Raw genomic sequence first — 26,932 nt, 5'->3', positions numbered from 1 at the left:
CCCCATGCATTTCACCACCGACATGCTCCAGGATCTGCCGCGCGGCCTGCGCCCGCTGCTTGATGACGCCGAGGCGGCTTGCGCTTGCAGTGGCGCATCGCGCCGCAGCTTTCTCAAGCTCGCCACCGCATCGGGCTTTGCGCTGGGCGCCTTTCCGGCCGGCGTGCTGGCCCAGGCCGGCGGCGAGGCCGCGAATGGCGGCCTCAAGCCTACGCAGCAGCCTGCCGCATTCGTGAAGATTGCGCGCGACGGCATTGTCACCGTCACCATCAACCGGCTGGATTTCGGCCAGGGCGTGCAGACTGGCCTGCCCATGGTGCTGGCCGAGGAGCTGGACGCCGACTGGTCCCAGGTGCGCAGCAACCACGGCAATGCCGATCCGGCCTATGTGGACCCGGTGATGGGCTTTCACCTCACCGGCGGCTCCACCGCGATCAAGCATTCATACACCCAGTACCGCGAACTCGGCGCGCGCACCCGCGCGATGCTGGTGGCGGCCGCGGCCCGGCGCTGGGGCGTGCCGGCCGACTCGCTGCGCACGCAGTCCGGCCAGGTGATCGGCCCGCGCGGCAAGAAGCTGGGCTATGGCGAGCTGGCCGATGCCGCGATGAAGCTGCCCGTGCCGCAGGCCGTCACGCTGAAGGAGCCGAAGGATTTCCGCATCATCGGCCAGCCCACCGGCCGCATCGATGCGCGCGCCAAGTCCAGCGGAAACCAGGCCTACGGCATAGACACCCGGCTGCCAGGCATGCTCACTGCCGTGGTGGCGCACCCTCCCATCTATGGCGGCAAGCCGGCCTCGGTGGATGACAGCGCTGCCAAGGCCATCAAGGGCGTGCGCGCCGTGCTGCGCATACCGAGCGTGCATGGCGGCGAGACGGTGGCCGTGGTGGCCGATGGCTACTGGCCCGCCAAGCTGGGGCGCGATGCGCTCAAGCTCGAGTGGGATACCGCATCGCTGGGCAAGGTGGATTCGGCCCAGCAGATTGCCCAGTACCGCGAGCTGGCGCAAAAGCCCGGTGCGCTCAAGTACGACGCCGATGTGTCCAAGCTCGGCAGCGCGCCGCACAAGATCAGTGCGGAGTATCTGTTTCCCTACCTGGCCCACACCCCCATGGAGCCGCTCAACTGCACGGTGCGCCTGACCGGCCAGGGTGCGTCGGCCCAGGCCGAGCTGTGGCTGGGCACGCAAGCGCCGGGCTGGGAGGCGGCCACGGCCGCGCGCATCCTGGGCGTGGCGCCCAAGAATGTGCGGGTGCATGTGCAGATGGCGGGCGGCGGCTTCGGGCGCCGTGCCACGCCCGGCAGCGACTACGTGGCCGAGGCCTGCCAGATCGCCAAGGCCGCGCGCGCAGCCGGCGTGGATGCGCCGGTGCGCCTGGTGTGGAGCCGCGAGGACGATGTCAAGGGTGGCTACTACCGCCCCATGCACCTGCACCGCGCCGAGATCGGCTTCGACGAACAGGGCAGGGTGCTGGCCTGGGACCATGTCATCGTCGGCCAGTCCATCGCCCACGGCACGGCCTTCGAGGGCTTCATGGTCAAGGATGGCGTGGACAGCACGGCCGTCGAAGGCATGAGGGAGCCCTACGACCTGCCCATGCGCCTGTCGGTGCACCATCCGGTGCTGAACGCGCCGGTGCTGTGGTGGCGCAGCGTGGGCTCGACCCACACCGCCTTCGTGATGGAGACGCTGATCGACGAGATCGCCCGCACGGCCAAGCTCGATCCGGTCGAGTACCGCCTCAAGCAGTTCGGCAGCAAGCACCCGCGCCACAGCGCCGCGCTGCAGCTGGCGGTGGACAAATCCGGCTACGGCAAGCGCCAGCTGGCGCAGGGCCGGGCCTGGGGCGTGGCGGTGCACGAGTCCTTCGAGTCGGTCGTGGCCTATGTGGTCGAGGTCTCGGTGCAGGACGGCACGCCGAAGCTGCATGCGGTCACCGCCGGCGTGCACTGCAACCTGGCGGTCAATCCGAAGAGCGTGGAAGCGCAGGTGCAGGGCGGCGCGCTGATGGCGCTGGGCACCTGCCTGCCCGGCGCGGCCATCACCTTCAAGGACGGCGTGGTGGAGCAGGGCAACTTCAACGACTACACCGTGGCCCGCCTCACCGACATGCCGGCCGTTGCGGTGCACATCGTGCCCAGCGCCGATGCGCCGACCGGCATGGGCGAGCCGGGCGTGCCGCCGCTGGCGCCGGCTTTTGCCAATGCGCTGGCGTGGCTGACGGGCAAGAGCCTGCGGCAGTTGCCATTCAAGCTGGCCTGACGCCCGCGGCTTGATGCTGTGGCGCGCACGCCCGCGCTCTGGGCGATGCCCTATGCGGCACTCTCCGGCAATGCCCGCTGCGCCCAGAAATCCCGGTAGCCGGTGATCTCGTGGGCCGCCTGGCGCAGCCGGCGCGCGGGCTCGGGGTGGCTGGCGGCCACGCGCCGGGCGACGGCGTTGAGCGGCGGCACGCAGGCCTGGGGCGCAGCCTGCAGCCGCTGCAGGCGCCGCAGCGCGGCGCGCACCGCGCGCGCGGTGCCGCGGCACAGGGCGGGGTCTGCCGCCAGGCCGTGCAATGCCTGGATGGCGTGGCCCACGTGCAGCGCGGCCAGCCCGCATTCGGCGGCCTGGGCGCCGCGCTGCGCGCCGGCCTGCTCGGCCATGCGCACCAGGCGCAGCAGGCGGTGGTACAGGCGCGCGCGCCAGACCCGCCCGTTCTGGGCGTGGCGGCGGGTGGCGGCCATGGCCTGCAGTTCGCGGACCATCATGGTGCGCAGGCGCTCAAGCCGCCCCTGCAGCGTGACCGGCAGGATGAAGCGGTAGGCGGCCCAGCCCGCGAGCGGGCCCGAGACCACCGCCAGCCCCAGCGCCAGCGCATGGCCGAAGCTCGCGGTCTGCGGGTAGTGGGGCTGCAGCAGGAGCAGCAGCACCATGTTGCAGTCGTAGCCCGAGAGCATGGTGCGCCGGTGCGAGAACAGCAGCGCGCCGACGAAGATGAAAGGCAGCGTCAGCCACACCAGCCCCGCCTGGCTGCTGGCGAAGGGCCAGGCCAGCCACTGGCAGGCCAGGGCCACGAGCACGCCGATGGCCTGGCCCAGCGTCACATGGCGCATGGCCGCCGCCGGGTTCTCGGAGCCGGAGAACACGGTCAGCATGATGGCCATGCCCAGCAGCATGTAGGCGCCGCCGCTCCAGCCCGTGGCGATCCAGAGCAGGCCGACCAGGGCGCTGGACGAGGCCGCGCGCAGCATGGCACGGCGCGCCCCCAGCCAGTCGCTGTGCAGCACCACAGGCCAATGGTGTGGGTAATGATGCGGGTGATTGCGCACGCCATGGTGCACAGCGCCGCTGGCCGCCAGGTGGGCCTGCAGCGCCAGGCCCAGCGGCGTGAGCATGTCGGCCGCCAGCTGCCAGGGCGCGGCGCTGTCGCGTGCCCGGGCCAGAGCCTGCGCCGCGCGCAGGAGCTGGGGCTCGGTCTCCAGCGCCTGGGCGGCCTCGCGCAGCGCGGCGGCCACCTCGCGGGCCTGGGTTGCGCCGAAATCGGCGGGCGGCTGCAGCAGCGGCGCGTCGCGCAGCCACAGCAGGGCGGAGACCTGGGCGTTCATGAGGCGGCGCAGCGCGCGCACGGCCTCGCGCGAGCGCTGTGAGCCCGCGGCATGCGGCTCCAGCCCTTCCTCGATCACCGCGATGGCCAGCAGCCGCTGTGCCAGCTCCTGAGCGCCGATGGCGCTGCGCCCGTGCGCCTGGAAGCCGTCGGCCAGCTCGCGCAGCAGCCGCGCCAGCTGCTGGCGGATCTCGGTATTGCCCGGAATCTCGCCGCCGCGGGGGGTGAACAGCCAGCCCACGAGCAGCGCCGCGAGCACGCCCGTCAGCGCGGTGAACAGCCGGTCCCAGCCCAGCGCGAAGACCCGCTCCGGGTGGGCGGTGTCGAGCAGGGCCACCATGGCCGCCGAATAGCCGGCCAGCATGGTGCCGTAAGCCATGAAGCTGCGCAGCAGGTTGCCGATGCCCGCGCACAGGCCGAGCCAGGCGGCCAGGCCCAGCACCAGCCACGGCAGGCTGCCTTGGGCGAGCAGCACCAGGCCCACGCCCACGGCCGTGCCGGCGATGGTGCCCGCGAAGCGGTAGAAGCTCTTTTCGAGCAGTTGCCCGCGCAGCGGCTGCGACGCGGCCCAGACGGTCATCGCGGCCCATTGGGGATGCTCCAGCCCCAGCTGCCAGGCGGCCAGCAGGGCCAGGCAGGCGGCCAAGGCGGTGCGCAGGTGCTGGCGCAGGCGCGCGGCGTCGAAGCCCCAGCGTGCCGCCGCCTCCAGCAGGCGGCCGTAGGCATGGTGCAGTGCGTTCACGATGGCTGGCCCTCGGCGCGCAGCGCGGCCATGCGCGCCTGGATCTTGGCCAGGCCCGAGAGCATGGCCTGCACCTCGGCATCGTCCAGGTCCTGCAGCATGGCCAGCTCGGCCTGCAGCATGGTGGCGCGCACGCGGTCCACGGCCTGGTTGCCGGCGGCGGTCAGGAAGATGCGCTTGCTGCGCCGGTCGCCGGGGTCGGCGCGGCGCTCCACCCAGCCATGGCCTTCGAGGATGTCGAGCAGCCGCACCAGGCTGGAGCCATCGAGGCCCACGCGCTCGGCCAGCTCCTTCTGGGTGACGCCGTCGCCCCAGGCGCGCAGGTGGATCAGCGGCGCCCAGGTGGCGTCGGTCAGCCCGTCGCAGGCCAGTTGCTCCTCGACCTGGCGGCGCCATTGGCGCACCAGGGTGACCATCAGGAATCCGAGTCGGGCGCGGGGTGGGGCTGCGGCAAATGACATGCCGAGATTATCTTTGACATTCAATTAATTTGCAATACAAACTAATTGAATGTGCATTTAATCAGGGAATATTCCCTGGGTACCGCGACGATTCAGCGCGCGAGGAAGTCCAGCACCATGCGGTTGAAGGCCGGTGCATGCTCCCACTGCGCCCAGTGGCCGCAGCGGTTGAAGATGTGCATCTCGGCGTCGGGGATGCCCCAGATCACGCGCAGGCCCACATCCAGCGGCACGAAGCGGTCATCGCGGCCCCAGATGACCAGGGTCTGGGCGCGGATCTCGTGCAGGCGGTGGCCGTAGTCGCTGAACTGCCTGGGGTTGACCTGCAGGCTCTTGACGAAGTTTTCGAGATGGTCACGGCGCGCGAGGATGTTGGCCAGGCGCTGTTCGTACAGAGCCTCGGTGAGGCTGCTCGCGTCGTAGACGAAGACGTTCATCATGCGCTTGAGGTTCTCGACCGTCGGCTCGCGGTAGAGCGCGCCGATGAGCTTGATGCCCTCGGTGGGCATGGGCACGAACTGGCTGGGGCCGCCCGTGCCGCCGCCCATGAGCACCAGGCGGCCGGTGCGCTCGGGGTTGGCCAGCGCGAAGCCCACGGCGCTGTGCGCGCCCATGGAGTTGCCGATGAGGTGCACGCGGCCCTCGATGCCCAGGCCGTCGAGCACCGCGCGCAGGCAGCGGGCGTTGAGGTCGGAGCGCGAGCCGGTGCTGACGATGCTGTCGCTCTTGCTCCAGCCCGGGCAGTCGAGCAGCAGCACGCGGTAGCCGGCCGCAGCCAGCGGCTCGATGTTGCGGTGGAAGTTGGCCCAGCCGCTGGCGCCCGGCCCCGAGCCGTGCAGCAGGACGACGGTCTGCCCGCCCTGGCCGACGTCGTTGTAATGCAGCCGCAGCGGCAGGCCGTCTTCGGTGATGGTGATGAAGCGGCTCGTGGCCTCTTCGGTGATGCTGGTGTTCATGGAAATGCCTTGGAGGGTGGGAGTGCAGAGGGGGGGCGCATCAGGCGCGCTGCTTGAGGATGTCCAGAGCCACATCGACGATCATGTCCTCCTGGCCGCCCACCATGCGGCGGCGGCCCAGCTCCACCAGGATGTCCACCGTCTTGATGCCGTAGCGTGCCGCCGCCGCCTCGCTGTGGCGCAGGAACGAGCTGTACACCCCCGCATAGCCCAGCGCCAGCGTCTCGCGGTCCACGCGCACCGGCCGGTCCTGCAGCGGGCGCACGATGTCGTCGGCCGCATCCATCAGCTTGTACAGGTCGGTGCCATGGTTCCAGCCCAGGCGGTCGATGGCGGCGATGAAGGCTTCCAGCGGCGCATTGCCCGCACCCGCGCCCATGCCCGCCAGGCTGGCGTCCACCCGGTCGCAGCCTTCCTCCACCGCCACGATGGAGTTGGCCACGCCCAGGCTCAGGTTGTGGTGCGCGTGCATGCCGGTCTGGGTCTCGGGCTGGAGCACATCCTTGAAGGCCCGGAAGCGCTCGCGCACATCGTTCATGTTCAGCGCGCCGCCCGAGTCCACCACATAGCAGCAGGTGGCGCCATAGCTCTCCATGAGCCTGGCCTGCCGGGCCAGCGCCTGCGGCTCGGTCATGTGGCTCATCATCAGAAAACCCACGGCCTCCATGCCCAGCTTGCGGGCGTACTCGATATGCTGGCGCGAGACATCGGCCTCGGTGCAATGCGTGGCCACGCGCACCACGCGCACGCCGGCGTCGTAGGCGTTCTTCAGGTCGTGCACGGTGCCGATGCCCGGCAGCAGCAGCGTGGCGATCTTGGCGTGCTTGACCACGCTGGCCACGGCGGCTATCCATTCGAGATCGGTGTGCGCGCCAAAGCCATAGTTGAAGCTGGAGCCCTGCAGGCCGTCGCCATGGGCCACTTCGATGGAATCCACCTTGGCTTCGTCCAGCGCCTGGGCGATCTGCCGGGCCTGCGCCACGCTGTACTGGTGGCGGATGGCGTGGCTGCCGTCGCGCAGCGTCACGTCCGAGATATAGATCTTCTTGGATGCTTGCATGGTGTCTCGTCTCCTCAGGCGGCCACGGTGGCGGCCAGCATGCGCGCGGCCATGGTCTCGGCCGTGCGCAGGCCGGCGCTGGTCATGATGTCCAGATTGCCGGCATAGGCCGGCAGGTAGTGGGCCGCACCCTCGACCTCCAGGAAGATCGAAGTCTTCAGGCCCGTGAGCGCATCGCCCACGCCCGGAATACGGATCGGCGCGGCGATGCGCTCGAACTGCACCGCCTGCTTGAGGCGGTAGCCCGGCACATAGGCCTGCACGGCGGCGGCCATCTGCGCCACCGACTCGGCGATCGCATCCTCGTCGGCCGGCGCGCTCAGCGTGTAGACCGTGTCGCGCATGATCAGCGGCGGCTCGGCGGGGTTGAGCACGATGATCGCCTTGCCCTTGGTGGCGCCGCCCACCACCTCGATCGCCTTCGACGTGGTCTCGGTGAACTCGTCGATATTGGCGCGCGTGCCAGGGCCGGCGCTCTTGCTGGAGATCGAGGCCACGATCTCGCCATAGTGCACCTTGGCCACGCGCGACACCGCCGCCACCATGGGGATGGTGGCCTGGCCGCCGCAGGTGACCATGTTCAGGTTGGGCGCATCCAGGTGCGCGTTGCCGTTGACCACCGGGATGCAGTACGGGCCGATGGCTGCGGGGGTGAGATCGATCATGCGGATGCCAGGCTTGAGCGCGCGCAGCAAGGCGTCGTTCTGGACATGGGCGCTGGCGCTGGTGGCATCGAACACAAAGTCGATATCGGCGAACTCGGCCATGCGGGTGAGGCCTTGCACACCTTCATGCGTGGTGGCCACGCCCATGCGGGCGGCGCGCGCCAGGCCGTCGGAGGCGGGGTCGATGCCGACCATGGCGGCCATCTCGATGTGCTGGCCGTGGCGCAGGATCTTGATCATCAGATCCGTGCCGATGTTGCCGCTGCCGATGATGGCGGCCTTGAGTTTGCGGGTCATGTCTGCTGCTCCTTCAGGGCTCAGTCGATGGAGGCGCCGCTGGCCTTGATCAGCGGTGCCCAGCGCGCGATCTCGGCCTGCATGAAGCTGCCGAACTGCGCGGGCGTGGAGGGGAAGGGCTGCATGCCCTGTTCGGCGAAGCGCTTGAGTACCTCGGGGTCCTGCATGGCCTTGAGGATGGCCTCGTTGAGCCGCTGCACCACGGCGGCCGGCGTGCCGGCCTTGGCCACGGCGCCGAACCAGACGCCCGCATCCACACCGGCGATGCCGAGCTCGCGCAGCGTCGGCACCTGGGGCAGTTGGGGCGAGCGCTTGTCGGCGGCGATGGCCAGCGGCTTGAGCTTGCCGCCCGCGATCAGCGGCGCGGTGGTGATCACCGGATCGAACATGAAGTCCACCTGGCCGCCCATCACGTCCTGCAGGGCCGGGGTCGAGCCCTTGTAGGCCACATGGCGGTAGCTGCCGCCGGCCTGGCCGCGGAAGGTCTCGCCCAGCAGATGGCCTATCGAGCCCATGCCCTGCGAGGCATAGTTGAGGCCGCCCTTGCGCTCCTTGGCCTGGCGCACCAGCTCGGCCACGCTGTGCAGCGGGCTGTTGGCGGGCACGACCAGCACCAGCGGCGAGGCGATCAGCGAGGTGATGGGCGTGAAGTCCTTGACCGGGTCATAGGAGAAGCGGCGAAACAGCGTGGGGTTGATGGCGAACATCTCGGTTGCCGCCACGTAGAGGGTATGGCCGTCGGCCGGCTGCTGGCGCACATGGGCCGCGGCGATCTGGCCGCCGCCGCCGGGCCGGTTGTCCACGACCACGGGCTTGCCCAGCTGCTCGCCCATCTTATGGGCCAGCGCGCGGGCCACGGTATCGGTGATGCCGCCGGCCGGAAAGGGCACGACCATGGTCAGCGGCCGGCTGGGAAAGTTCTGGGCCTGGGCCGGCAGGACTGCTCCGGCCAGCGCCATGAAGAGAAGGCGGGTGAGGGTACGTCGGTTGCACATGGATGTTGTCTCCTGGTGGTGTCGTTGCTCGTCTTTGGGGGGGATGGTTTTCAGGTGCCGAAGCGCGCGCGCACCGTGCCCACGCCGCTGATATGGGCCTCGAAGCGGTCGCCGGGCTGCACGGCCACCATGGGGCCCAGCGCGCCGGTGAGCACCAGGTCGCCCGCGCGCAGCGGCTGGCCCAGCGCGGCCAGCTTGCGCGCCAGCCAGGCGGCGGCATTGAGGGGGTGGCCCAGGCAGGCCGCGCCCGAGCCCGTGGATACGGTGTCGCCATTGCGCTGCATGCGCATGTCGCAGAGCTTGAGGTCCAGCCCATCGAGCTTCACCGGCACGGCGCCGAGCACGAGCAGGCCGCTGGAGGCGTTGTCGGCCACGGTGTCGACGAAGCGGATGTCCCAGTCGGCGATGCGGCTGCCGACGATCTCGATGGCGGGCAGCACATAGGCCGTGGCCGCGATGACGTCGGCCACGGTGGCGTCGCGCAGGTCCAGCTCGCGCGAGAGCACGAGGGCGACCTCGGCCTCGGCCTTGGGCTGCTGGGTGCGGGCCATGGGAATGGGCTCGTCGTCGCCATAGACCATGTCGGCGAACAGGGTGCCGAAGTCGGGCTGCTCCACGCCCAGCTGCTTTTGCACGGCCGGCGAGGTCAGGCCGATCTTGCGGCCCACGATGCGCCGGCCCTGGCCTTGCGCGTGGCGCACGTTGGCCAGTTGCACGGCATAGGCGCTGGCCTCGTCGGCGATCTCGCCGCGCAGCGGCGCGATGGGGCGGGCGCCGTGTTCGGCCTCGCGCAGGCGGCGGGCCCAGGTCTCAATCTGTTCGGTGGTGTGCATGGCGCAGCAAGGGATAGTGGTGGAAGGATCAGTCGGCGGTGTGCATGAACATCACGCCATAGCCCGCGATCAGCGAGGGCACGGCGCGGTAGGCGTTCACCGGGCAGGGCAGCCCGGGGCGCTGGGGCAGGGCGGCGCGCGCCACCAGCCAGGTCTTGGACTCGTGGGCCGAGCGGCCGGCCTGCTCGTCGATCGAGGCTTCGCTGTCGCGGCACAGGGCGGCGAGGTCGCCCGAGGCCATGGCGCGCATCCAGCGCAGGTCCCATGCGGGGTTCAGGGGCTTCATCCAGGCTTCGCCGCGCGCCAGCGCCATGCCGGCGGCCATGACGCGCTCGGTCTTGGCGGCTTTCTCGGCCTGCGTGGGCGCGGCGCCGACGGTGATGCGCTCGCGCACCGCCGGGTCGGGGTGGGCCAGCGTGGGCACGGGCGGCTCATGCGACAGGCCACCCGAGCCGATCAGCAGCGTGCGCTGCGGCAGGCCGTCGAGAAAGCGGCCCAGGGCCTCGCCCACCGTGCGGCAGCGCGCCAGCCGCGCGATGCCGGGCTGGGCCACGGCGTTGAGGAACAGCGGCAGCACGGGCGGGGTCTGCGCCAGGTCGTCGCCCCACAGCTGCTGCAGGGCCTGGGCAAAGCCGTGGTCCACCTCCATGCGGCGCGAGACGGCGATGTCGATGTGCGCATCCATCAGGTGCGTGGCCAGCGCCAGCGCCAGCTCCCCGGGTACGTTCAGCGGCCCCGCGGGCGAGAGGTAGTCGCCCACGGCGCGCACCTGGGTGCCCAGGCACAGCGGCGGCATCAGCGCGTTGAAGAAGCCGTTGTAGTGGTCGGGGCCCACGAGCACGACCAGCTCGGGCGCGAAGGCGTGGACGGCTGCGCGCGCCGCGCCGGTGGCGGCGTCGAGCGCGTGCTGGTCTTCGGCGTCCACGGGGTTCAGGCCCAGCAGCGGCGAATGCGACATGCCCAGGAAGGCGCGCCGTGCGCGGGCGATGGCGGTGGTGTCCATGGCGTTCAGTCCTGCAGTGCGGCGCAGCGCTGTGCGGCGGCCGGGGCCAGCGGGGTGTGCAGCAGGCGCGCCAGCTCGGCGGTCACCGCGCCGACCTCTTGCGGCGAGGCCAGGGCCGCCACGAAGCGGTCGGGGCGCACGAAGGCGATGGAGCGGCTTTGCCGGCCGAACCATTCCTTGAGGCGGCCCTGGGCATCGCCCAGGGTGATGACGCCGTCGCGCGCGGGCGGGCAGTGCCCGAGCTGCCCCGGGGGCATGACGCGGACCAGGCACGCACCGAGCCGCCGCCAGAAGGCCAGCGCCCTGTCGTCCAGGCCGTGCGCCGGGTCCGTGCCCCAGGCGATGATGGCGAAGCGCGCGCCGATGGCGTCGTCCAGGCGCAGGCTTTGGCCCTGGGCGTCGGTGACGCGGGGCTGGATGAACATGCGGCCCACCGGGCTGGGCGCGCTGGCCTCCAGCCCGTGGACGAGGCGGCCCAGCGGCGAGTCCTTCTTCTCGGCCATGAGGCCGAACAGCCGGCCCAGCGGGGTGTCGCCCGAGCGCTCCAGCAGGCCGCCGAGCAGCGGCGCGGGCCGCTGCGCCGTGGCCGCCTGGTGCAGCACCACGCCTTGTTCGTAGCGCGGCATGGGCTTGAAGCGCATCTCGGCGAAGTACTGCTTGACCGGCGGCACCGCGTTGAGCGCGAGCATCACCGTGTCGCGCAGCCGCGCGGCGGTGCGGCTTTCGGGCGCGAAGATGTCGCCGGCCACCTCGGACAGGTGGATCATGCTGCGCGCATGGTCGCGCCGCTCCTGGCCGTAGCTGTCGAGCAGGGCCTCGCCGGCCTGGCCCTTGGCCACCAGGGCCAGCTTCCAGGCCAGGTTGCTCGCATCGCGCATGCCGCTGTTGTAGCCCTGGCCCTGCCAGACCGGCATGATGTGGGCCGCGTCGCCGGCCAGCAGTACCCGGCCTGCGCGGAAGCGGTCGGCCAGGCGGGCGTTGTGGGTGTACACGCGCTTGCGGATGTAGTCGAGGCTGTCGGGGTCGGCCACCACCTTGCGCATCAGCTGGGCCAGGTTTTCCGGCCGGGACAGCTCCTCCTCGGTCTCGCCGGGCATGACCATGAACTCGAAGCGGCGGATGCCGTGCGGCAGCGCGGCCGAGACGTAGGGGCGCTCGGGGTCGCAGTGCATGCCGATGTGGGGCGTGCCCAGCGGATCGTTGCGCACGTCAACCACGATCCACTGGTTGGGCTTGGTGCGGCCCTCGAAGGGGATGCCCAGCGCGCGGCGCACGCCGCTGTTGCCGCCGTCGCAGGCCACCATGAAGCGGGCACGCTGCGCCTGGCGCGATCCGTCCGCGGCCTGCAGCTGCAGGCTCACGCCGGCGTCGTCCTGCGTGAAGTGCGCGAGCTCCCGGCCGAACAGCACTTGCACATGCTCGAAGCGCGCCAGGCCCTGGTGGAGGATGGCGTCCACCTGGGGCTGGATGAAGGCGTTGCGGCGCGACCAGCCGAACTCGTCGGTGCGCGGCTCGATCGAGGCGAAGCACTGGCCCGCGGCGGTGTAGAAGCGCATCCAGTGGTCGGGCGTGATGTGGGCCTCGACCTGCGCGGACAGGCCGGCGGCCTGCAGCGTGCGCAGCGACTCGTCGTCGATGCCGATGGCGCGCGGGTAGTCGATGATGCGGTCCAGCTTTTCGACGACCAAGGTGCGCACGCCGGCCTGTCCCAGCAGGTTGGCCAGGGTCAGGCCCACGGGGCCTGCACCGATGATGGCGACGTCGAATGGCTGTGCCTGCGCCGGGGTGTCTGCTGTCTTGTCCATGGGGGCTTCCTTGTCTCCGCTTTGCAATGCCGTGGCGCGGGTTTTCGGGCGCCGCGCCGTCCATGGCTGCGCATTGTGGGCAGGGCCGGCAGATCTGCGAACTGCGTGCACCTGGTGCACATCAGGCCATGGGTTTACCCTTGATTCAGCCTGCTTTTCCAGGTTTCGGCCCCGCGCCCGGCAGCGGCTGGCGCGGTGAACGCGCTACACTGCCCGGCACCGGCTTTTTCCCCATGACCGACCAGCGCCTGCAGCCACTGCCCGAGCGGGACTACAAGGACGTGCGCAGCCTGGCGCGCGGCCTGGCGGTGCTGCGCGCGCTCAACCGCGCCCCCGGCGGGCAGGCCAGCACCACGGCCCTGGCCCAGGCCTGCGGCGTGCACCGCACCACGGTCAAGCGGCTGCTGGAGACGCTGCGCGCCGAAGGCTTCGTGCGCCGCGCCGAGAAGGAGGGCCAGTACTACCTGACCTTCGAGGTGCGCAGCCTCAGCGAGGGTTTCGAGGACGATGCCTGGATCGCTCAGGTGGCGCTGCCGCTGATGCGCGCGGCCGTGCCCGACCTGCTGTGGCCCTGCGACCTGGGCATGGTGGAGGCGGGCTTCATGGTGGTGCGCGAGAGCACGCACCGTTTCAGCCGCCTGTCGCAGCACCGCGGCATGATCGGCGAGCAGATACCGGTGTTCTTCACCGCGCTGGGCCGCGCCTACCTGGCGGCCTGCTCGGCCAGCGAGCGCGAGGCCTTGCTCTCGCTGCTGGCGCGCCGCGCGGATGCGGTGGGGGCGATGGCGCGCGATACGGCGGCGGTCGATGCGCTAGTGCGCGAGACGCTGGCGCGCGGCTATGCGACCAACGAGGGGGAGTGGGCCCGCGAGGCCGAGTTCGCGGCGGTGGCCGTGGCGCTGCGCAGCGGCCGGCGGCTGCTGGGCGCCATCAACCTGGTCTATCCGCGCCAGGCCGTCTCGCCGCAGGAGCTGCAGCGCCGCTACCTGCCGCGCCTGCGCCGGCTGGCGCTGCGCATCGGGCGCGACGCCCGGCCCTGGCTGGAGTGAGGCTGCCTACTTGCCCAGCGGGATGGGCGTGGTGCTCGGCACGGGCACGGCCGTGACGCTGTTTTGCGGCGAGCCTTCGATGACGCGGTCGGAGTAGGTCATGTAGACCAGGGTGTTGCGCTCGGCGTCGACCATGCGCACCACGCGCAGGCGCTTGAACAGCAGCGAGATGCGCTCGCTGAAGACCTCGTCCTGCTTCTTGAGCGGCTTGCCGATCTGGATGGGGCCGGTCTGCACGCAGCTGATCGAGGCCTCGGCCCGGTCCTCGGCCACGCCCAGCGCGCCCTTGACGCCGCCGGTCTTGGCGCGCGAGACATAGCAGGTGACGCCCGAGACCTGCGGGTCGTCGTAGGCGTCGACCACGATCTTGTGGTCCGGGCCTATCCATTTGAAGACGGTGTCCACCGAGCCTATGGTCTGCGCCGCGGCCCAGGGCGCGGCGCAGCACAGCAGGGCGGCCGCGGCATGGCGGAGGGTGAGGGGTTTCATGGCGTGTAGTTTAAAAAAGAGAGCTGCCAGCGCTTTCATGGCAATGTTTTCAGATAGATTTATATCTGAAATCCATGTATACCAAGCGCTGGCAGCTCCTGTTTTAGATAGCCGGCGTTATTCGATCTCGCCGTTGACATGGCGCTGCAGATGGGCCAGGGCTTCTTCCACCTGGTCCACCAGCACCAGGCACAGGTCGCCTTCCTGCAGGCGCGCCAGCGCATGGTCGATGGCGATGAATTCGCCGGTGATCTCGGCCACGTAGCTGGTGCGCGGCGCGCCTTGCAGGCCCTGGCGCAGCAGCGCGATGACCTCGCCGTCGGCGCGGCCGCGCTGCGCCGCGTCCTGGTAGAGGACCACGTCGTCGAAGGCCTTGCCCAGCATCTCGGTCTGCACGCGGATGTCCTGGTCGCGCCGGTCGCCGGCGCCGCTGATGACCACGCTGCGGCGCTTGGCGGGCATGGCCTCCACCGCCTGGATCAGCGCCTGGATCGCATCGGGGTTGTGGCCATAGTCGGCCACGATGGTGGCGCCGCGGTAATCCATGACGTTGAAGCGGCCGGGCACGGTGTCGGTGTCGCTGATGAAGCCGGCCAGGCCGCGGCGGATGGTGTCCCACGGCAGGCCCACGCCCCAGGCCGCGGCCACGGCGGCCATCACGTTCTCGACCTGGAAGCCGATGGCGCCGCCGCGCGTGAGCGGTATGTCGCGCAGCGGGATGGTCTCGCGCCACGAGCCTTCGGCCGCGACGATGGCGTCGCCATCGACATAGACCACGCGGTTGCCCTGGGCGCGGTGCGTGGCCATGACCGGGTGGTGCCGGTCGGCGGCGAAGAAGATCACCTTGCCGGGGCTGCTGCCGGCCATGGCGGCCACATGCGGGTCGGCGGCGTTGAGCACCGCATAGCCGCCCGGCGCGACGGTGTGCACGATGACGCGCTTGAGCACCGCCACGTCTTCGACGGTGGTGATGTAGTTCAGGCCGAGGTGGTCGCCCGCGCCCACGTTGGTGACCACCGCCACCTGGCTGCGGTCGAAGCCCAGGCCTTCGCGCAGGATGCCGCCGCGCGCGCATTCGAGCACCGCCGCATCGACCTCGGGGTGGAAGAGCACGTTGCGCGCGCTCTTGGGGCCCGAGCAGTCGCCGCTGTCGATCTGGCGGCCGTTGACCCAGACGCCGTCGGTGTTGGTCATGCCGGTGCGCCAGCCGTGCGAGGTGAACAGATGCGCGATCAGGCGCGTGGTGGTGGTCTTGCCGTTGGTGCCGGTCACCGCCACCAGCGGCACGCGGCCATCGTCGTGCGGGCTGAACAGCAGCTCGACCATGGGCACGCCCACGTTGCGGGCCTTGCCGAAGGAGGGCGCCAGGTGCATGCGCAGGCCGGGCGCGGCGTTGACCTCGACGATGCCGCCGCCTTGCTCCTCCAGCGGGCGCAGCACGCTTTCGCAGATCACGTCCACGCCGCAGATGTGCAGGCCGATGGTCTGCGCCGCCTCGATGGCGCGCGCGGCCACTTCGGGGTGCACGTCGTCGGTCACGTCGGTGGCGCTGCCGCCGGTGGAGAGGTTGGCGTTGTTGCGCAGCACCACGCGCTGGCCCGGCGCGGGCACCGATGCGGGCGCCAGGCCTTCGGCGGCGATGCGGGCCATGGCGATGTCATCGAGGCGGATCTTGGTCAGCGCGGTGCCGTGGCCCGAGCCGCGGCGGGGGTCCTGGTTGACGATGTCCACCAGCTCGCGGATGGTGTGCTGGCCATCGCCGATCACCTGCGGCGGCTCGCGCCGCGCCGCGGCCACGAGCTGGTCGCCGACGACCAGCAGGCGGAAATCGTGGCCCGGCAGGTAGCGCTCGACCATCACGTCGCCATACTCGGCGGCGGTGGCGTAGGCGGCGGCGAGCTGCTCGCGGGTGGAGATGTTCACCGTCACGCCCTTGCCCTGGTTGCCGTCCTGCGGCTTGACGACCACCGGCAGGCCCACTTCCCCGGCCACGGCCCAGGCGTCGTCCAGGCCGTCGACCGGGCGGCCCAGCGGCACCGGCACGCCGGCGGCATGCAGCAGCCGCTTGGTCAGATCCTTGTCCTGCGCGATGGATTCGGCCACCGCGCTGGTCTGGTCGACCTCGGCGGCCTGGATGCGGCGCGCGCGCGCGCCCCAGCCCAGCTGCACCATGCTGCCGGCGGTCAGGCGCCGGTAGGGCAGGCCGCGCAGCAGCGCGGCATCGACGATGGAGCCGGTGCTCGGGCCCATGCGCTCGTCCTCGTCGAGCGAGCGCAGCTCGGCGATGGCGGCGGCCGCGTCGAACGGCGCGTTGGCCTGGGTGGCGGCGATCAGTTGCTCGGCCAGCTCCATCGCGCGCCGGCCCACGGCCTCTTCGGTGTACTCGACCACGACCTGGTAGGTGCCGCTCTCGACCGTTTCGTGCGTGCGGCTGAAGGTGACGGCACAGCCGGCCTGCGCCTGCAGCGCCAGCGCGGCAACTTCCAGTGCGTGGGCCATGGACACGCCGTGCTCCGAGCCCTGCGGGCGCAGCGGGCCCACGGAGGGGAAGCGGGCGCGCAGCTGGTCTTCGAAGCCGTCGATGCGCGTGTAGTCGCGCTCGGGTTCGCTGCAGTGCACGATGCATTCGATGGCGGTGTTGCGGCTCCACAGGTTGGGGCCGCGCAGGGCGCGGGTGCGGGAGATTTCCATGGTGGTTCTTTGGGGATGTGGAGCGATCAGGCGGGCTGGTAGTCGAAGGTCTTGATGCCGGCGGCGATCAGGTCGGGCGTGATGTCCAGCGCCCAGGCGGTGGCGATGGCCGCCAGCAGCGCCGAGGTGTCGGGGATGAAGCCATTGGCAGGCCGCAGCGCCGCCAGCTGGCCCAGCACGCGCTGTTGGCCGCCGCTGGCCAGCACCACCTGTTCGCCCTGCACCAGCACCGCGCGGCCGCCATCGTGGCCGGGTTCGGTATTGCCGCGGTGCGCGGCGATGGTGGTCAGGGCCGCGGCGTCGGCGCCGCTGCTGTAGAGGATCACCTCGCCGTCGCACAGCTCGGCCAGTTCGGCCACTTCCGCGATGTCGGCATTGAGCACGCCGGCGCCTTCGTCGAGCACCACGTCGATCTGGGTGCGCAGCACGCGGCGCATCTTGGCCGGCTCCAGCACGTCGTGGTCGGCCAGCTGCTCGTAGCCATCCATGTCGGTGACCACGCCGACCAGGCAGCGGTCGTAGGCCAGGCCTTCTTCGAGGATGGAGCGCGAGGTGGTCTGGATCACCGCGGCCTCGGCCAGGCGGTTGGTCAGCAGGCGGTGGGCGCCGGCCCAGTTGGCGGTGTTGCTCTTTTGCGTCTGGCGGTTGGCCAGGAACATGCCTTCGCTGCAGGCCACGCCGGTGCGCTTGCCCGACAGCTGCAGCAGCCAGCCCACCAGGCGGGAGATGAAGGCGTTCTCGCGCGTGCCGACGATGCCCACCAGCGGGATGCGGCCGGCGCCGCTGCCTTCCTCGGTGCGCGGGAATAGGTGGTCGGCGATCGCCATGCCCACCGGGCGCGGCGCGCCGCTGGTGGGCTTGAGGTGCATCAGCAGGCCGGGGCCGGCGTTGACTTCGAGGATCGCGCCCTGGCCCTTCATGGGCTGGGAGACGTCCTTGAGGATCATGTCCATGCCGGCGATATCGAGGCCCACGATCTTGGCCGCCAGCGCGGCGTAGTAGGCCACGTCGGGGTGCACGTCGTCGGTGCAGTCGATGGCCATGTTGCCGTTGCGCTGCAGCAAGATGCTCTGGCCCGAGGGGATGACCGAGTCGGGCGTCACGTTCTGGCGGTTCAGCTCCAGCCTGACCGCGCCCGATTCGAGGTTGATCCAGTCCAGCGGGTACTCCTGCTCGGGGCCGCGGCGCGGGTCTTGGTTGAGCACGGCCACCAGCTCGCGCAGCGTGGCCTGGCCGTTGCCGTGCACGCTCACGGTCTCGCCCTTGGTGGCGGCCACTACCTTGCCGCCAACCACCAGCAGGCGGTGCTCCACGCCGTCGATGAATTTCTCGACGATCACATCCGAGCCCTCGGGCTCGGCCAGCGCGAAGGCGGCCTTGATGTCTGCCTCGTGGTGCAGCTCCAGCGTCACGCCGCGGGCGTGGTTGCCGTCCGAGGGCTTGACGGTGACCGGAAAGCCGATGTCCTGCGCCACTTCCCAGGCTTCATCGGCGTTTTTCACGATCTGCCCCTCGGGCACGGGCACGCCGCACGAGGCCAGCAGCCGCTTGGTGAAGTCCTTGTCCTGCGCGATGCCTTCGGCGATGGCGCTGGTCTGGTCGCTCTCGGCGGTCCAGATGCGGCGCTGCGCGGCGCCGTAGCCCAGCTGCACCAGGTTGCCGTCGTTCAGGCGGATGTGCGGGATGCGGCGCTCGCTGGCCGCATCGACGATGGAGCCGGTGCTGGGGCCCAGGTAGCGGTCGTTGATCGCGGTCTTGATGGCCTGGATCGCCGGCTTCAGCTCGAACGGCCGGTCGTTGATCGCGGCCATCAGCAGCGCATGGCCCTGGGCCAGCGCCACGCGCGCCACTGCTTCCTCGGGGCAGCGGAAGACCATGCGGTACACGCCGCGCTGCGAGACTTCGCGCGTCTGGCCGAATTCGGCCGGCATGCCCGCCAGGTTCAGCAGCTCGATGACCACATGCTCCAGCACATGCCCCATCCAGGTGCCGCCTTGCAGCCGCTGGATGAAGCCGCCGCGCTCGCCCACGCCGCAGTGGTGCTCGACCAGGTCGGGCAGCCAGGCGGTCAGCCGCTCATTCAGGCCGGGGATCTTGTTGGACGGATAGTCCTCCAGCTCGCCCAGGTCCAGCCAGACCTCCAGGATGGGGCGGTAGGTCCAGACGCTGGGGCCTCGCAGGTAGGTGGTGCGCAGCAGTTGGATGTCTTTGAATATCGGCATAAATCTTGTGCGATTGAGAAAAACCGCCGGGCAGGGCGGTGCAGGGCCGGCAAATGGATATACATTGTGCCCATCCTGAGGCCGCTCAGGGCGACTGGCGCGCGCAATTTGTCAGCGCGGCGCGGGGATGGCGCGTTAAGGTGAAGATGCCGCGGCGCAGGGGCGCTGCGGTGGCGAAGGATCGGGCGGCCTGCCCCGGGGGCCGCGGCCGGCCGGCGCGAAACGATCGTAAAAAAAGCAAGTCAATGCAGCATTCATCTCAAGTTGTTCCGGCGGACCAGGCTGGCCTGCCCGCCGGTAACGCTCACTCCGTTCCACTCCATAGCCAGGAAAACGTGCTGGCCCTGCTTGCGGTTGACTTGACCCAGGGGCTGCGCTTCGGCCAGGGCCAGCTTGTGGTGACGGAGCAACGCCTGCTGGCCCAGTCGCCCGACGACGGCGCCTGGACCGCCTGGGAGCTGCGTCCCGGCCTGGCGCTGAGCCTGATCGACCAGGCCGGCGTGGGCACGCTGGAGCTGGCCGACGCCGGCGGGCGCCTGGCGCTGTGGCGCTTCACGCTGGGCGCGCAGGCCAAGGCCCTGCGGCTGATGCAGAAATTCGAGGAGCAGGTCGAGCTGCTGCAGGGCGGCCACCGGCATGTCGACGGCGAGGAGGAAACCCTGTGCGCGGTCTGCAATACGCCGCTGCCGCCCGATTCCGACGAATGCCCGGCCTGCGCGCGCGAGCAGGCGCCGCACACCTCCACCTGGGTGCTGCTGCGGCTGTGGCGCTTTGCCAAGCCGTACAAGAAGCTGCTGTACACCGGTTTCGGGCTGACGCTGGCGTCCACCGCCGCCACGCTGGTGCCGCCGTACCTGACGATCCCGATCATGGACGACATCCTGATCCCCTACCAGAACGGCCAGCAGATCGACCCCAGGCTGGTGGCGATGTACCTGGGCGGGCTTCTGCTGTCGGCCCTGGTGGCCTGGGGACTGGGCTGGGCGCGCACCTACGCGCTGGCCCTGGTGTCCGAGCGCATCGGCGCCGACCTGCGCACCAGCACCTACGAGCACCTGATGAAGCTGTCGCTCGACTACTTCGGCGGCAAGCGCACGGGCGACCTGATGGCGCGCATCGGCGCCGAGACCGACCGCATCAACCTGTTCCTGTCGCTGCACGCGCTCGATTTCGCCACCGACGTGCTGATGATGGTGATGACCGCGGCGATCCTGTTCTCGATCAACCCGTGGTTGGCGCTGGTCACGCTGGTGCCGCTGCCCTTCATCGCCTGGCTGATCCACACGGTGCGCGACAAGCTGCGCACCGGCTTCGAGCGCATCGACCGCGTCTGGGCCGAGGTGACCAACGTACTGGCCGACACCATTCCCGGCATCCGCGTGGTCAAGGCCTTCGCCCAGGAAAAGCGCGAGGCCGACCGCTTTCGCACCGCCAACCAGCACAACCTGGAGGTCAACGACAAGCTCAACCGCACCTGGTCGCTGTTCACGCCCACCGTGTCGCTGATGACCGAGATCGGCCTGCTGGTGGTCTGGGCCTTCGGCATCTGGCTGGTGGCGCACAAGAGCATCACCGTCGGCGTGCTGGCCTCGTTCATCGCCTACATCGGGCGCTTCTACTCGCGGCTCGATTCGATGAGCCGCATCGTCTCGTTCACGCAGAAGGCGGCCGCCGGCGCCAAGCGCATCTTCGACATCCTCGACCATGTGAGCAACGTGCCCGACCCGAGCAATCCGGTGAAGGTCGGCCGGGTGCAGGGCGCGCTGCGCATGGACAACATCAGCTTTCGCTACGGCAGCCGCGCGGTCATCAAGAACCTGAACCTGGAAATCCGTCCCGGCGAGATGATCGGCCTGGTGGGCCACAGCGGCTCGGGCAAGAGCACGCTGGTCAACCTGGTGTGCCGCTTCTACGACGTGACCGACGGCTCGCTGCAGCTCGACGGCGTGGACGTGCGCCGCTTCGCGGTGACCGACTACCGCCGCCACATCGGCCTGGTGCTGCAGGAGCCCTTCCTGTTCTTCGGCACCGTGGCCGAGAACATCGCCTACGGCAAGCCCGAGGCCACGCGCGAGGAAATCGTGGCCGCGGCGCGCGCCGCCCATGCGCACGACTTCATCCTGCGCCTGCCCATGGGCTACGACTCGGTGGTGGGTGAGCGCGGCCAGGGCCTGTCGGGCGGCGAGCGCCAGCGCATCAGCATCGCCCGCGCGCTCTTGATCGACCCGCGCATCCTGATCCTTGACGAGGCCACGTCGGCGGTGGACACCGAGACCGAGAAGGAAATCCAGAAGGCGCTGGACAACCTGGTGCAGGGCCGCACCACGATCGCCATCGCCCACCGCCTGTCCACGCTGCGCAAGGCCGACCGGCTGGTGGTGATGGACCGCGGCGAGATCGTCGAGGTCGGCCCGCACGACGCGCTGATGGCCAAGCAGGGGGCCTACTGGCGCCTGTACGAGGCCCAGGCCCGCCGCGCCGAGGAGGATGCCGAGGCCGCCGGCGTGGTCACCGCCCGCGCCGCTGGCGTGGTCTATGACAGCCAGCCGCCCGTGGCCCCGGCGCCCGTATCCCATTTCGAGGCGAAGTAAGCACCATGAGCCTGCCCGTGAATACCTCCGCTACTGCCCTGAACCCCTTGCCCCTGTCGCGCAACGCCTTCGGCCGCCTGGTGCTGCAGCTGGACGCTGGCCGCCCCGCGGTGGTCACGCCGGTGCGCGCCTTTCCGCTGACCGCGCCGCTGGAGGGCCTGTCGCTGGTCGGCGACAACGGCAAGGAGCTGCTGTGGATCGCACACCTCGACCAGCTCGATGCCGCGGCCCGCGCGCTGCTGGAGGAAGACCTCGCGGTGCGCGAGTTCGTGCCGCAGATCCTGCGCCTGGTCAGTGTCTCGTCCTATGCCATGCCCAGCCAGTGGGCGCTGGAGACCGACCGCGGCCCGGCGGTGATGACGCTCAAGGCCGAGGAGGACATCCGCAAGCTCGACGGCCGCCGCAAGCTGCTGATCACCGCCGCCGACGGCGTGAACTACCGGGTTCCCGACAGCACCCGGCTCGACAAGCATTCGCGCAAGATGCTGGAGCGCTTCCTGTAACTTGAGCGTCATCCAAATGCAAGGATAATGCCCAGTTGTTTTTGTACTCCTGGGCACCATGCTGCTGCGCCGCTCCTTGCTGCTGATCGACTGGCTGCGCCATCCGGCGCAGGGCCGGGCGCGGCCGTGGCTGCTGGGCCTGGCGCTGTGGCTGTGCCTGATGCAATGGTTCACGCCCACGCTGGGCCTGATGCACCAGGTGCTGCACCACGGCGGCAGTGCGATGGCGGCATCCATCGATGGCGCCGAGGCGGAGCAGGAATCCCCCGCGCCGATGTTCGATGGCCATTCGTCGGCCGATTGCCAGCTTTTCGACCAGATGGCGCTGGGCCTGGCGCTGCTGGCCCCGCCCATGGCGCTGGCGCTGGTGCCGGCGCTGCGCAAGGCCGCCTGGTCCGTCCAGGCGCTGCTGCTGCGCCAAAGCCCGGCGCTGTTTTTTGCCCGCGGTCCACCCCTTTGATGCGCTGAGCGTTTCGCGCAGGCCGTGAAACGCGGCTCCGGGCCCATGCGCCCGGCATGTTCCGCAAGCCCGATGCCGCTGCCGTCGCCACTGCCTTGAGGGCCGCTGGCGCAGGTTGCATGGGCGTTTGCGGCCAACCCCATTCCTCTCTCTATACACGGCCCTGCCCGCGCGCATGGCCGCATGGCGCATTCATGAAAATCTTTGCCTTGCCTTCCTCTTTTTTTATTGCAACCCCCGTGGCCATGGCTGCCTTGCTGGCCTGCCAGCCATGCGCGGCGCAGGCCGCCGATGCCGCGCCGGCCCTGGCTGAAGTGACCGTCAAGGCCGACGGCCTGGCGCGCAGCGTGGATGCACTGACCACGCCGGTCTCGGTGCTCGAGGGCGACGAGCTGGTGCAGCGCCGCGGCGCCAACCTGGGCGACACGCTGTCGGGCGAGCCCGGCATCCAGGCCACGCATTTCGGCGCCGGCGCGAGCCGCCCCATCATCCGCGGCATGGACGGCGCGCGGGTCAAGGTGCTGTCCGATGGCGCGGCGGTGCAGGACGCCTCCACCGTCAGCCCCGACCACCTGGTGGTCACCGAGCCCATGCTGTCGCAGCAGATCGAGGTGCTGCGCGGCCCGTCGGCGCTGCTGTATGGCGCGGGCGCCATCGGCGGCGTGGTGAACGTGCTGGACCAGAAGATCCCCACCGCCGTGCCGAAGAAAGGCTACGAAGGCCAGCTGGAGCTGCGCGCCGGCACCGCCGGCAGCGGCGCGGCCGGCGCGCTGTCCATGACCGGCGGCAGCGGCCGCTTCGCCATCCATGTGGAGGGCATGGCGCGCGATGCGGGCGACTACCGCGTGGGCAGCGGCTGGCCCGCAGGCGGCCAGGTCGAAGGCAGCCATTCGCGCGGCAACAATGGCAGCATCGGCCTGTCGTGGATCGGCGACAGCGGCTATGTGGGCCTGGCCTACACCCGCCAGACCGCGTACTACGGCCTGCCGGGCCACAGCCACAACTTGGAGGGTTGCCACACCCACGGCCTGCACCTGCATTGCGGCGGCCACGGCCATGATGAAGATGGCCATGACCACCATGGCGAAGAAGGGAATGAGCATGGCGACGTGCCGGTGGTCGACCTGCGCAGCGAGCGCTACGACCTGCGCTCGGAATGGCGCAACCCGGTGGCGGGCATCAACGCGGTGCGCGTGCGCGGCGGCATCACCCGCTACCGCCACGACGAGGTCGAGGACGGCCAGGTGTCCACCGCCTTTCGCAACCGCGCCCACGACCTGCGCGTGGAGGCGGTGCACGCGCCCATCGCCGGCTGGAGCGGCGTGTTCGGTTTCGAGACCATGCAGCGCCGCTTCAGCGCCGAAGGGGAGGAAGCCTATGTGCAGCCCACGCTCACCCGCCAGCATGGCGTGTTCCTGCTGGAGGAGCGGCGCTTCGGCGCCTTCAGCGCCGAGGCCGCGCTGCGCCACGACTGGCAGACGGTGGACGCGCAGGACGACGAGCTGCACCGCAGCCACCGCGGCACCTCGGCATCGCTGGGCGGCGGCTGGAGCTTCGCGCCCGGCTACCGGCTGAGCGCCCACCTCACCTCGGCCAGCCGCCTGCCCACCGCCGAGGAGCTGTACGCGCGCGGCCTGCACATGGCCACCGCGACCTACGAGCTGGGCAACCCCGAGCTGCGCGCCGAGCGCTCGCAGAACATCGACCTGGGCCTGGCGCGCACCGCGGGCGACACCACCTTCGCGCTCAACCTCTACCGCAACCGCATCAAGAACTATGTCTACGGCCGCACGGTCGACGAGCTTGAAGGCCTGCAGCTGCTGCAATACAGCCAGCAGACCGCGACCTTCACCGGCCTGGAGGCCAAGCTGCAGCAGAAGATCGATGCCAACTGGCGCGCCACGCTATGGGGCGACATGGTGCATGCGCGCCTGGCCGACGGCAGCCACATCCCGCGGCTGGCGCCGGCCCGCGTGGGCCTGCGCCTGGCCGGCCAGTGGCAGCACTGGCGCACCGAGGCTTCGTTCCTGCTGGTCAAGCGCCAGAGCAAGGTGGCCGAGTTCGAGACGCCCACCCCGGGCTACGGCATGCTGAACTGGCGCATCAGCTACCACGGGCAAAGCGGCGACGGCAGCCCCTGGCAGGTCTATCTCAAGCTGAACAACCTGAGCAACAAGCTGGCCTATGCCCACACCTCGTTCATCAAGAACGCGGCGCCGCTGCAAGGGCGCTCGGTGACCGTGGGGTTTGTCAAGGCGTTCTGATGTGATGTCCCGAAGCGCGTGGGGCATGCCCACGCGCTTGTCAAGCCGCTTGTGGATCGGTGTTCGCCCTGATTCACGCCGGTTTGCCTATCTGTTCTGATTTGCTCCTTTGAAACCGGTTACTTCACTCGAAATAATGGTATTCAACCAGGAGCTTCTCGCATGAAAATGTCATTCCGCTGGTATGGCGCGTCCGATCCGGTCAGCCTCCAGTACATCCGCCAGATCCCGGGCATGACGCATATCGTCTCGGCCATCTACGACGAGCCGGTGGGCGAGGTCTGGCCCATGGACAAGATCCTGGCGCTCAAGGCGGCCATCGAGGCCGCGGGCCTGCAGTTCGAGGTAGTCGAGTCGGTGCCGGTGCACGAGGACATCAAGCTCGGCAAGCCCTCGCGCGAGCGGCTCATCGCCAACTACCAGCAGACCATCCGCAACCTGGGCGCTGCCGGCACCAAAGTGATCTGCTACAACTTCATGCCCGTCTTCGACTGGACGCGCACCGAGCTGGCCAAGGTGCTGGAGGACGGCTCGACCTGCCTGGCCTTCAGCACCCGGGAGGTCGAGGAGATCGACGCGAGCCAGGGCATTGCGCTGCCGGGCTGGGATTCGAGCTACCAGGCCGAGGAGCTGCAGGCGTTGCTGGGCGAGTACCGCGGCGTCGATGCCGACGGGCTGTGGCGGCACCTGGAGTATTTCCTGAAAGCCATCATCCCGGTGGCCGAGGAGGCCGGCGTGAAGATGGCCATCCATCCCGACGATCCGCCGCGCCCGATCTTCGGCCTGCCGCGCATCGTCAAGGACCGCGACGATCTGGCGCGCATCCTGGGCATCGTGGACACGCCGGCCAACGGGCTCACGCTGTGCTCGGGCTCGCTGGGCGCGGGGCCGCAGAACAATGTCGAGGCGCTGGTACGGGAGTTCGGCGGCCGTGGGCGCATCCATTTCGCCCATATCCGCAATGTCAAGATCACGCCCGAAGGCGATTTCGAGGAGACGGCGCACCGCTCGGACTGCGGCTCGCTCGATATCGCCGCCATCGTCAAGGCCTACCACGACGTGGGCTTCGACGGCTACGTCCGCCCCGACCATGGCCGCATGATCTGGGGCGAGAGCGGCAAGCCCGGCTACGGCCTGTACGACCGGGCGTTGGGCGCGGTCTATATCAATGGGCTGTGGGAAGCCGTTGCCAAGTTTGCTTGATTTCCGCCGAAAAACCACCCTGAGGAGACGACTCCATGCATTCCGATTCCAAGCGCTTTTCTTTCTTGCGCCGCAGTGCGCTGCTGGGCCTGCTGGCCACCGGCATCGGCGCTGCCGCCATGCCCGCGCTGGCGGACAATCCCTGGCCGGCCAAGCCGGTCACGCTGCTGGTGGGCTTTCCGCCTGGCGGGCAGACCGATTTCGCGGGCCGCGTGCTCACCAACACCTTGCCCGGCACGCTGGGCCAGGGCGTGGTCATCGAGAACAAGGCCGGCGTGAACGGCAACCTGGCGTCGGTGGACATCCTGCGCGCCCAGCCCGATGGCTACCGCCTGCTGGTGGGCAATGGCTCGATGACGGTCACGCCGCACGTCTACGCCAAGCTGGGCATCGTCGATCCGCAGAAGTTCACGCCCATCGTCATGCTGCTGCAGTCGCCGCTGGTGCTGGCCGTGCCGGCCAAGTCGCCGGTCAAGAACTATGAGCAGTTCGTCGCCGAGGTCAAGGCGCGCGCCAAGAGCGGCAAGGGCATCGACTACGGCACGGGCGGCGCGGGCTCGCTGGTGCATGTCACCATGGAGCTGCTGCGCGAGCGCATGGGCGGCCCGGCGATGAACCACGTGCCCTACAAGGGCAGCAGCCCGGCGATGGTCGACCTGATGGCGGGCCGCATCGACGCCATGTTCGACGCCACCTCGGTGGTCGCGCCCTACATCCAGTCGGGCCAGCTGCGCCCGATCCTGGTGACCAGCAGCAAGCGCGTGGCCACGCTGCCCAATGTGCCCACCGCGGCCGAGGCCGGCATCAAGGATTTCGAGATCATCTCCTTCATCGGCCTGTATGGCCCGCCGGGCCTCAAGCCCGAGGTGGTGCAAAAGGCCAATGCCGCGGTGAACGCGGCGCTGAAGGACCCGGCCGTCATCAAGAGCATCCAGGAGCGTGGCGACGAGCCCGGCGGCGGCACGGCCGAGCAGCTCGCCAGCCTGACCAAGGCGCACTACAAGCTGTGGGGCGACGTGGTCAAGGCCAACAACATCCAGGCGGACTGACGGG

General features: G+C 69.9%; 20 protein-coding genes. 8 read left to right on the top strand and 12 right to left on the bottom strand.

What is annotated here, in order from left to right; all coding sequences use genetic code 11:
- Positions 1-4 precede the first annotated feature (4 nt).
- Positions 5-2,266 (top strand): xanthine dehydrogenase family protein molybdopterin-binding subunit, encoded by a 2,262-nt coding sequence (locus ACODRX_RS13510; protein WP_488872027.1) that lies wholly within the window; start codon positions 5-7, stop codon positions 2,264-2,266.
- Between the two features lie 50 nt (positions 2,267-2,316).
- Here the strand turns inward: ACODRX_RS13510 and ACODRX_RS13505 are convergent, their stop codons facing one another.
- From ACODRX_RS13505 to ACODRX_RS13465, 9 genes are all read right to left on the bottom strand, one after another.
- Complete coding sequence (locus ACODRX_RS13505) at positions 2,317-4,332, bottom strand: FUSC family protein (protein WP_488872026.1); 2,016 nt, start codon at positions 4,330-4,332, stop codon at positions 2,317-2,319.
- Positions 4,329-4,793, bottom strand: coding sequence for a MarR family winged helix-turn-helix transcriptional regulator (locus tag ACODRX_RS13500; RefSeq protein WP_488872025.1), 465 nt, complete (start codon positions 4,791-4,793; stop codon positions 4,329-4,331). Before ACODRX_RS13500 ends, ACODRX_RS13505 begins: the two co-directional genes overlap by 4 nt.
- A 92-nt stretch (positions 4,794-4,885) precedes the next feature.
- Entirely contained in the window at positions 4,886-5,749 is an 864-nt protein-coding gene (locus tag ACODRX_RS13495) for an alpha/beta fold hydrolase (RefSeq protein WP_488872024.1), read from the bottom strand.
- Positions 5,750-5,789: 40 nt separating this feature from the next.
- Positions 5,790-6,809, bottom strand: a complete 1,020-nt coding sequence (dmpG, locus tag ACODRX_RS13490) for a 4-hydroxy-2-oxovalerate aldolase (protein ID WP_488872023.1) — start codon at positions 6,807-6,809, stop codon at positions 5,790-5,792.
- Positions 6,810-6,823: 14 nt separating this feature from the next.
- Positions 6,824-7,771, bottom strand: coding sequence for an acetaldehyde dehydrogenase (acetylating) (locus ACODRX_RS13485; RefSeq protein ID WP_488872022.1), 948 nt, complete (start codon positions 7,769-7,771; stop codon positions 6,824-6,826).
- Between the two features lie 20 nt (positions 7,772-7,791).
- Positions 7,792-8,766, bottom strand: a complete 975-nt coding sequence (locus tag ACODRX_RS13480; RefSeq protein ID WP_488872021.1) for a Bug family tripartite tricarboxylate transporter substrate binding protein — start codon at positions 8,764-8,766, stop codon at positions 7,792-7,794.
- A 50-nt stretch (positions 8,767-8,816) separates the two neighbouring features.
- Positions 8,817-9,599, bottom strand: coding sequence for a 2-keto-4-pentenoate hydratase (mhpD, locus tag ACODRX_RS13475; RefSeq protein WP_488872020.1), 783 nt, complete (start codon positions 9,597-9,599; stop codon positions 8,817-8,819).
- 28 nt (positions 9,600-9,627) lie between these two features.
- Positions 9,628-10,602 carry a 3-carboxyethylcatechol 2,3-dioxygenase gene (locus ACODRX_RS13470; RefSeq protein WP_488872019.1) on the bottom strand — a complete coding sequence of 325 codons (975 nt, stop codon included), beginning with the start codon at positions 10,600-10,602 and terminating at the stop codon, positions 9,628-9,630.
- 5 nt (positions 10,603-10,607) lie between these two features.
- Positions 10,608-12,407, bottom strand: a complete 1,800-nt coding sequence (locus ACODRX_RS13465) for a bifunctional 3-(3-hydroxy-phenyl)propionate/3-hydroxycinnamic acid hydroxylase (protein ID WP_488872018.1) — start codon at positions 12,405-12,407, stop codon at positions 10,608-10,610.
- Between the two features lie 233 nt (positions 12,408-12,640).
- Between ACODRX_RS13465 and ACODRX_RS13460 the strand changes: the two genes are divergently transcribed.
- Positions 12,641-13,456, top strand: a complete 816-nt coding sequence (locus ACODRX_RS13460; protein WP_488872017.1) for a DNA-binding transcriptional regulator — start codon at positions 12,641-12,643, stop codon at positions 13,454-13,456.
- A gap of 6 nt (positions 13,457-13,462) precedes the next feature.
- On the opposite strand, the gene ACODRX_RS13455 is transcribed toward ACODRX_RS13460, so the two are convergent.
- From ACODRX_RS13455 to ACODRX_RS13445, 3 genes are all read right to left on the bottom strand, one after another.
- Positions 13,463-13,945, bottom strand: a complete 483-nt coding sequence (locus tag ACODRX_RS13455; RefSeq protein WP_488872016.1) for a CreA family protein — start codon at positions 13,943-13,945, stop codon at positions 13,463-13,465.
- Between the two features lie 117 nt (positions 13,946-14,062).
- Entirely contained in the window at positions 14,063-16,636 is a 2,574-nt protein-coding gene (gene cphA, locus ACODRX_RS13450; RefSeq protein WP_488872015.1) for a cyanophycin synthetase, read from the bottom strand.
- A gap of 26 nt (positions 16,637-16,662) precedes the next feature.
- On the bottom strand, positions 16,663-18,858 hold the full coding sequence (locus tag ACODRX_RS13445) for a cyanophycin synthetase (protein WP_488872014.1): 2,196 nt from the start codon (positions 18,856-18,858) through the stop codon (positions 16,663-16,665).
- Positions 18,859-19,103: 245 nt separating this feature from the next.
- Between ACODRX_RS13445 and ACODRX_RS13440 the strand changes: the two genes are divergently transcribed.
- The 6 genes from ACODRX_RS13440 (at position 19,104) to ACODRX_RS13415 (ending at position 26,928) form a co-directional block, all read left to right on the top strand.
- The gene (locus tag ACODRX_RS13440) at positions 19,104-21,449 is read left to right on the top strand and encodes a cyanophycin metabolism-associated ABC transporter (RefSeq protein ID WP_488872013.1); all 2,346 of its coding nucleotides are present in this window, start codon (positions 19,104-19,106) and stop codon (positions 21,447-21,449) included.
- Positions 21,450-21,454: 5 nt separating this feature from the next.
- On the top strand, positions 21,455-21,952 hold the full coding sequence (locus ACODRX_RS13435; RefSeq protein ID WP_488872012.1) for a cyanophycin metabolism-associated DUF1854 family protein: 498 nt from the start codon (positions 21,455-21,457) through the stop codon (positions 21,950-21,952).
- 58 nt (positions 21,953-22,010) lie between these two features.
- Positions 22,011-22,412 carry a hypothetical protein gene (locus ACODRX_RS13430; protein WP_488872011.1) on the top strand — a complete coding sequence of 134 codons (402 nt, stop codon included), beginning with the start codon at positions 22,011-22,013 and terminating at the stop codon, positions 22,410-22,412.
- Between the two features lie 245 nt (positions 22,413-22,657).
- The gene (locus tag ACODRX_RS13425; RefSeq protein ID WP_488872010.1) at positions 22,658-24,676 is read left to right on the top strand and encodes a TonB-dependent receptor domain-containing protein; all 2,019 of its coding nucleotides are present in this window, start codon (positions 22,658-22,660) and stop codon (positions 24,674-24,676) included.
- Between the two features lie 162 nt (positions 24,677-24,838).
- Positions 24,839-25,879: a mannonate dehydratase gene (gene uxuA, locus ACODRX_RS13420; protein WP_488872009.1), complete on the top strand. Its 1,041-nt coding sequence runs from the start codon at positions 24,839-24,841 to the stop codon at positions 25,877-25,879.
- A 35-nt stretch (positions 25,880-25,914) separates the two neighbouring features.
- A complete protein-coding gene (locus tag ACODRX_RS13415; protein ID WP_488872008.1) occupies positions 25,915-26,928 on the top strand; it encodes a Bug family tripartite tricarboxylate transporter substrate binding protein in 1,014 nt (337 codons plus the stop codon).
- Positions 26,929-26,932: the final 4 nt, after the last annotated feature.

The organism is Comamonas sp. FG99 (assembly GCF_057808605.1).
Note: the sequence above shows the minus strand (reverse complement) of the source record. Positions and strands in the feature narration are given on the sequence as shown.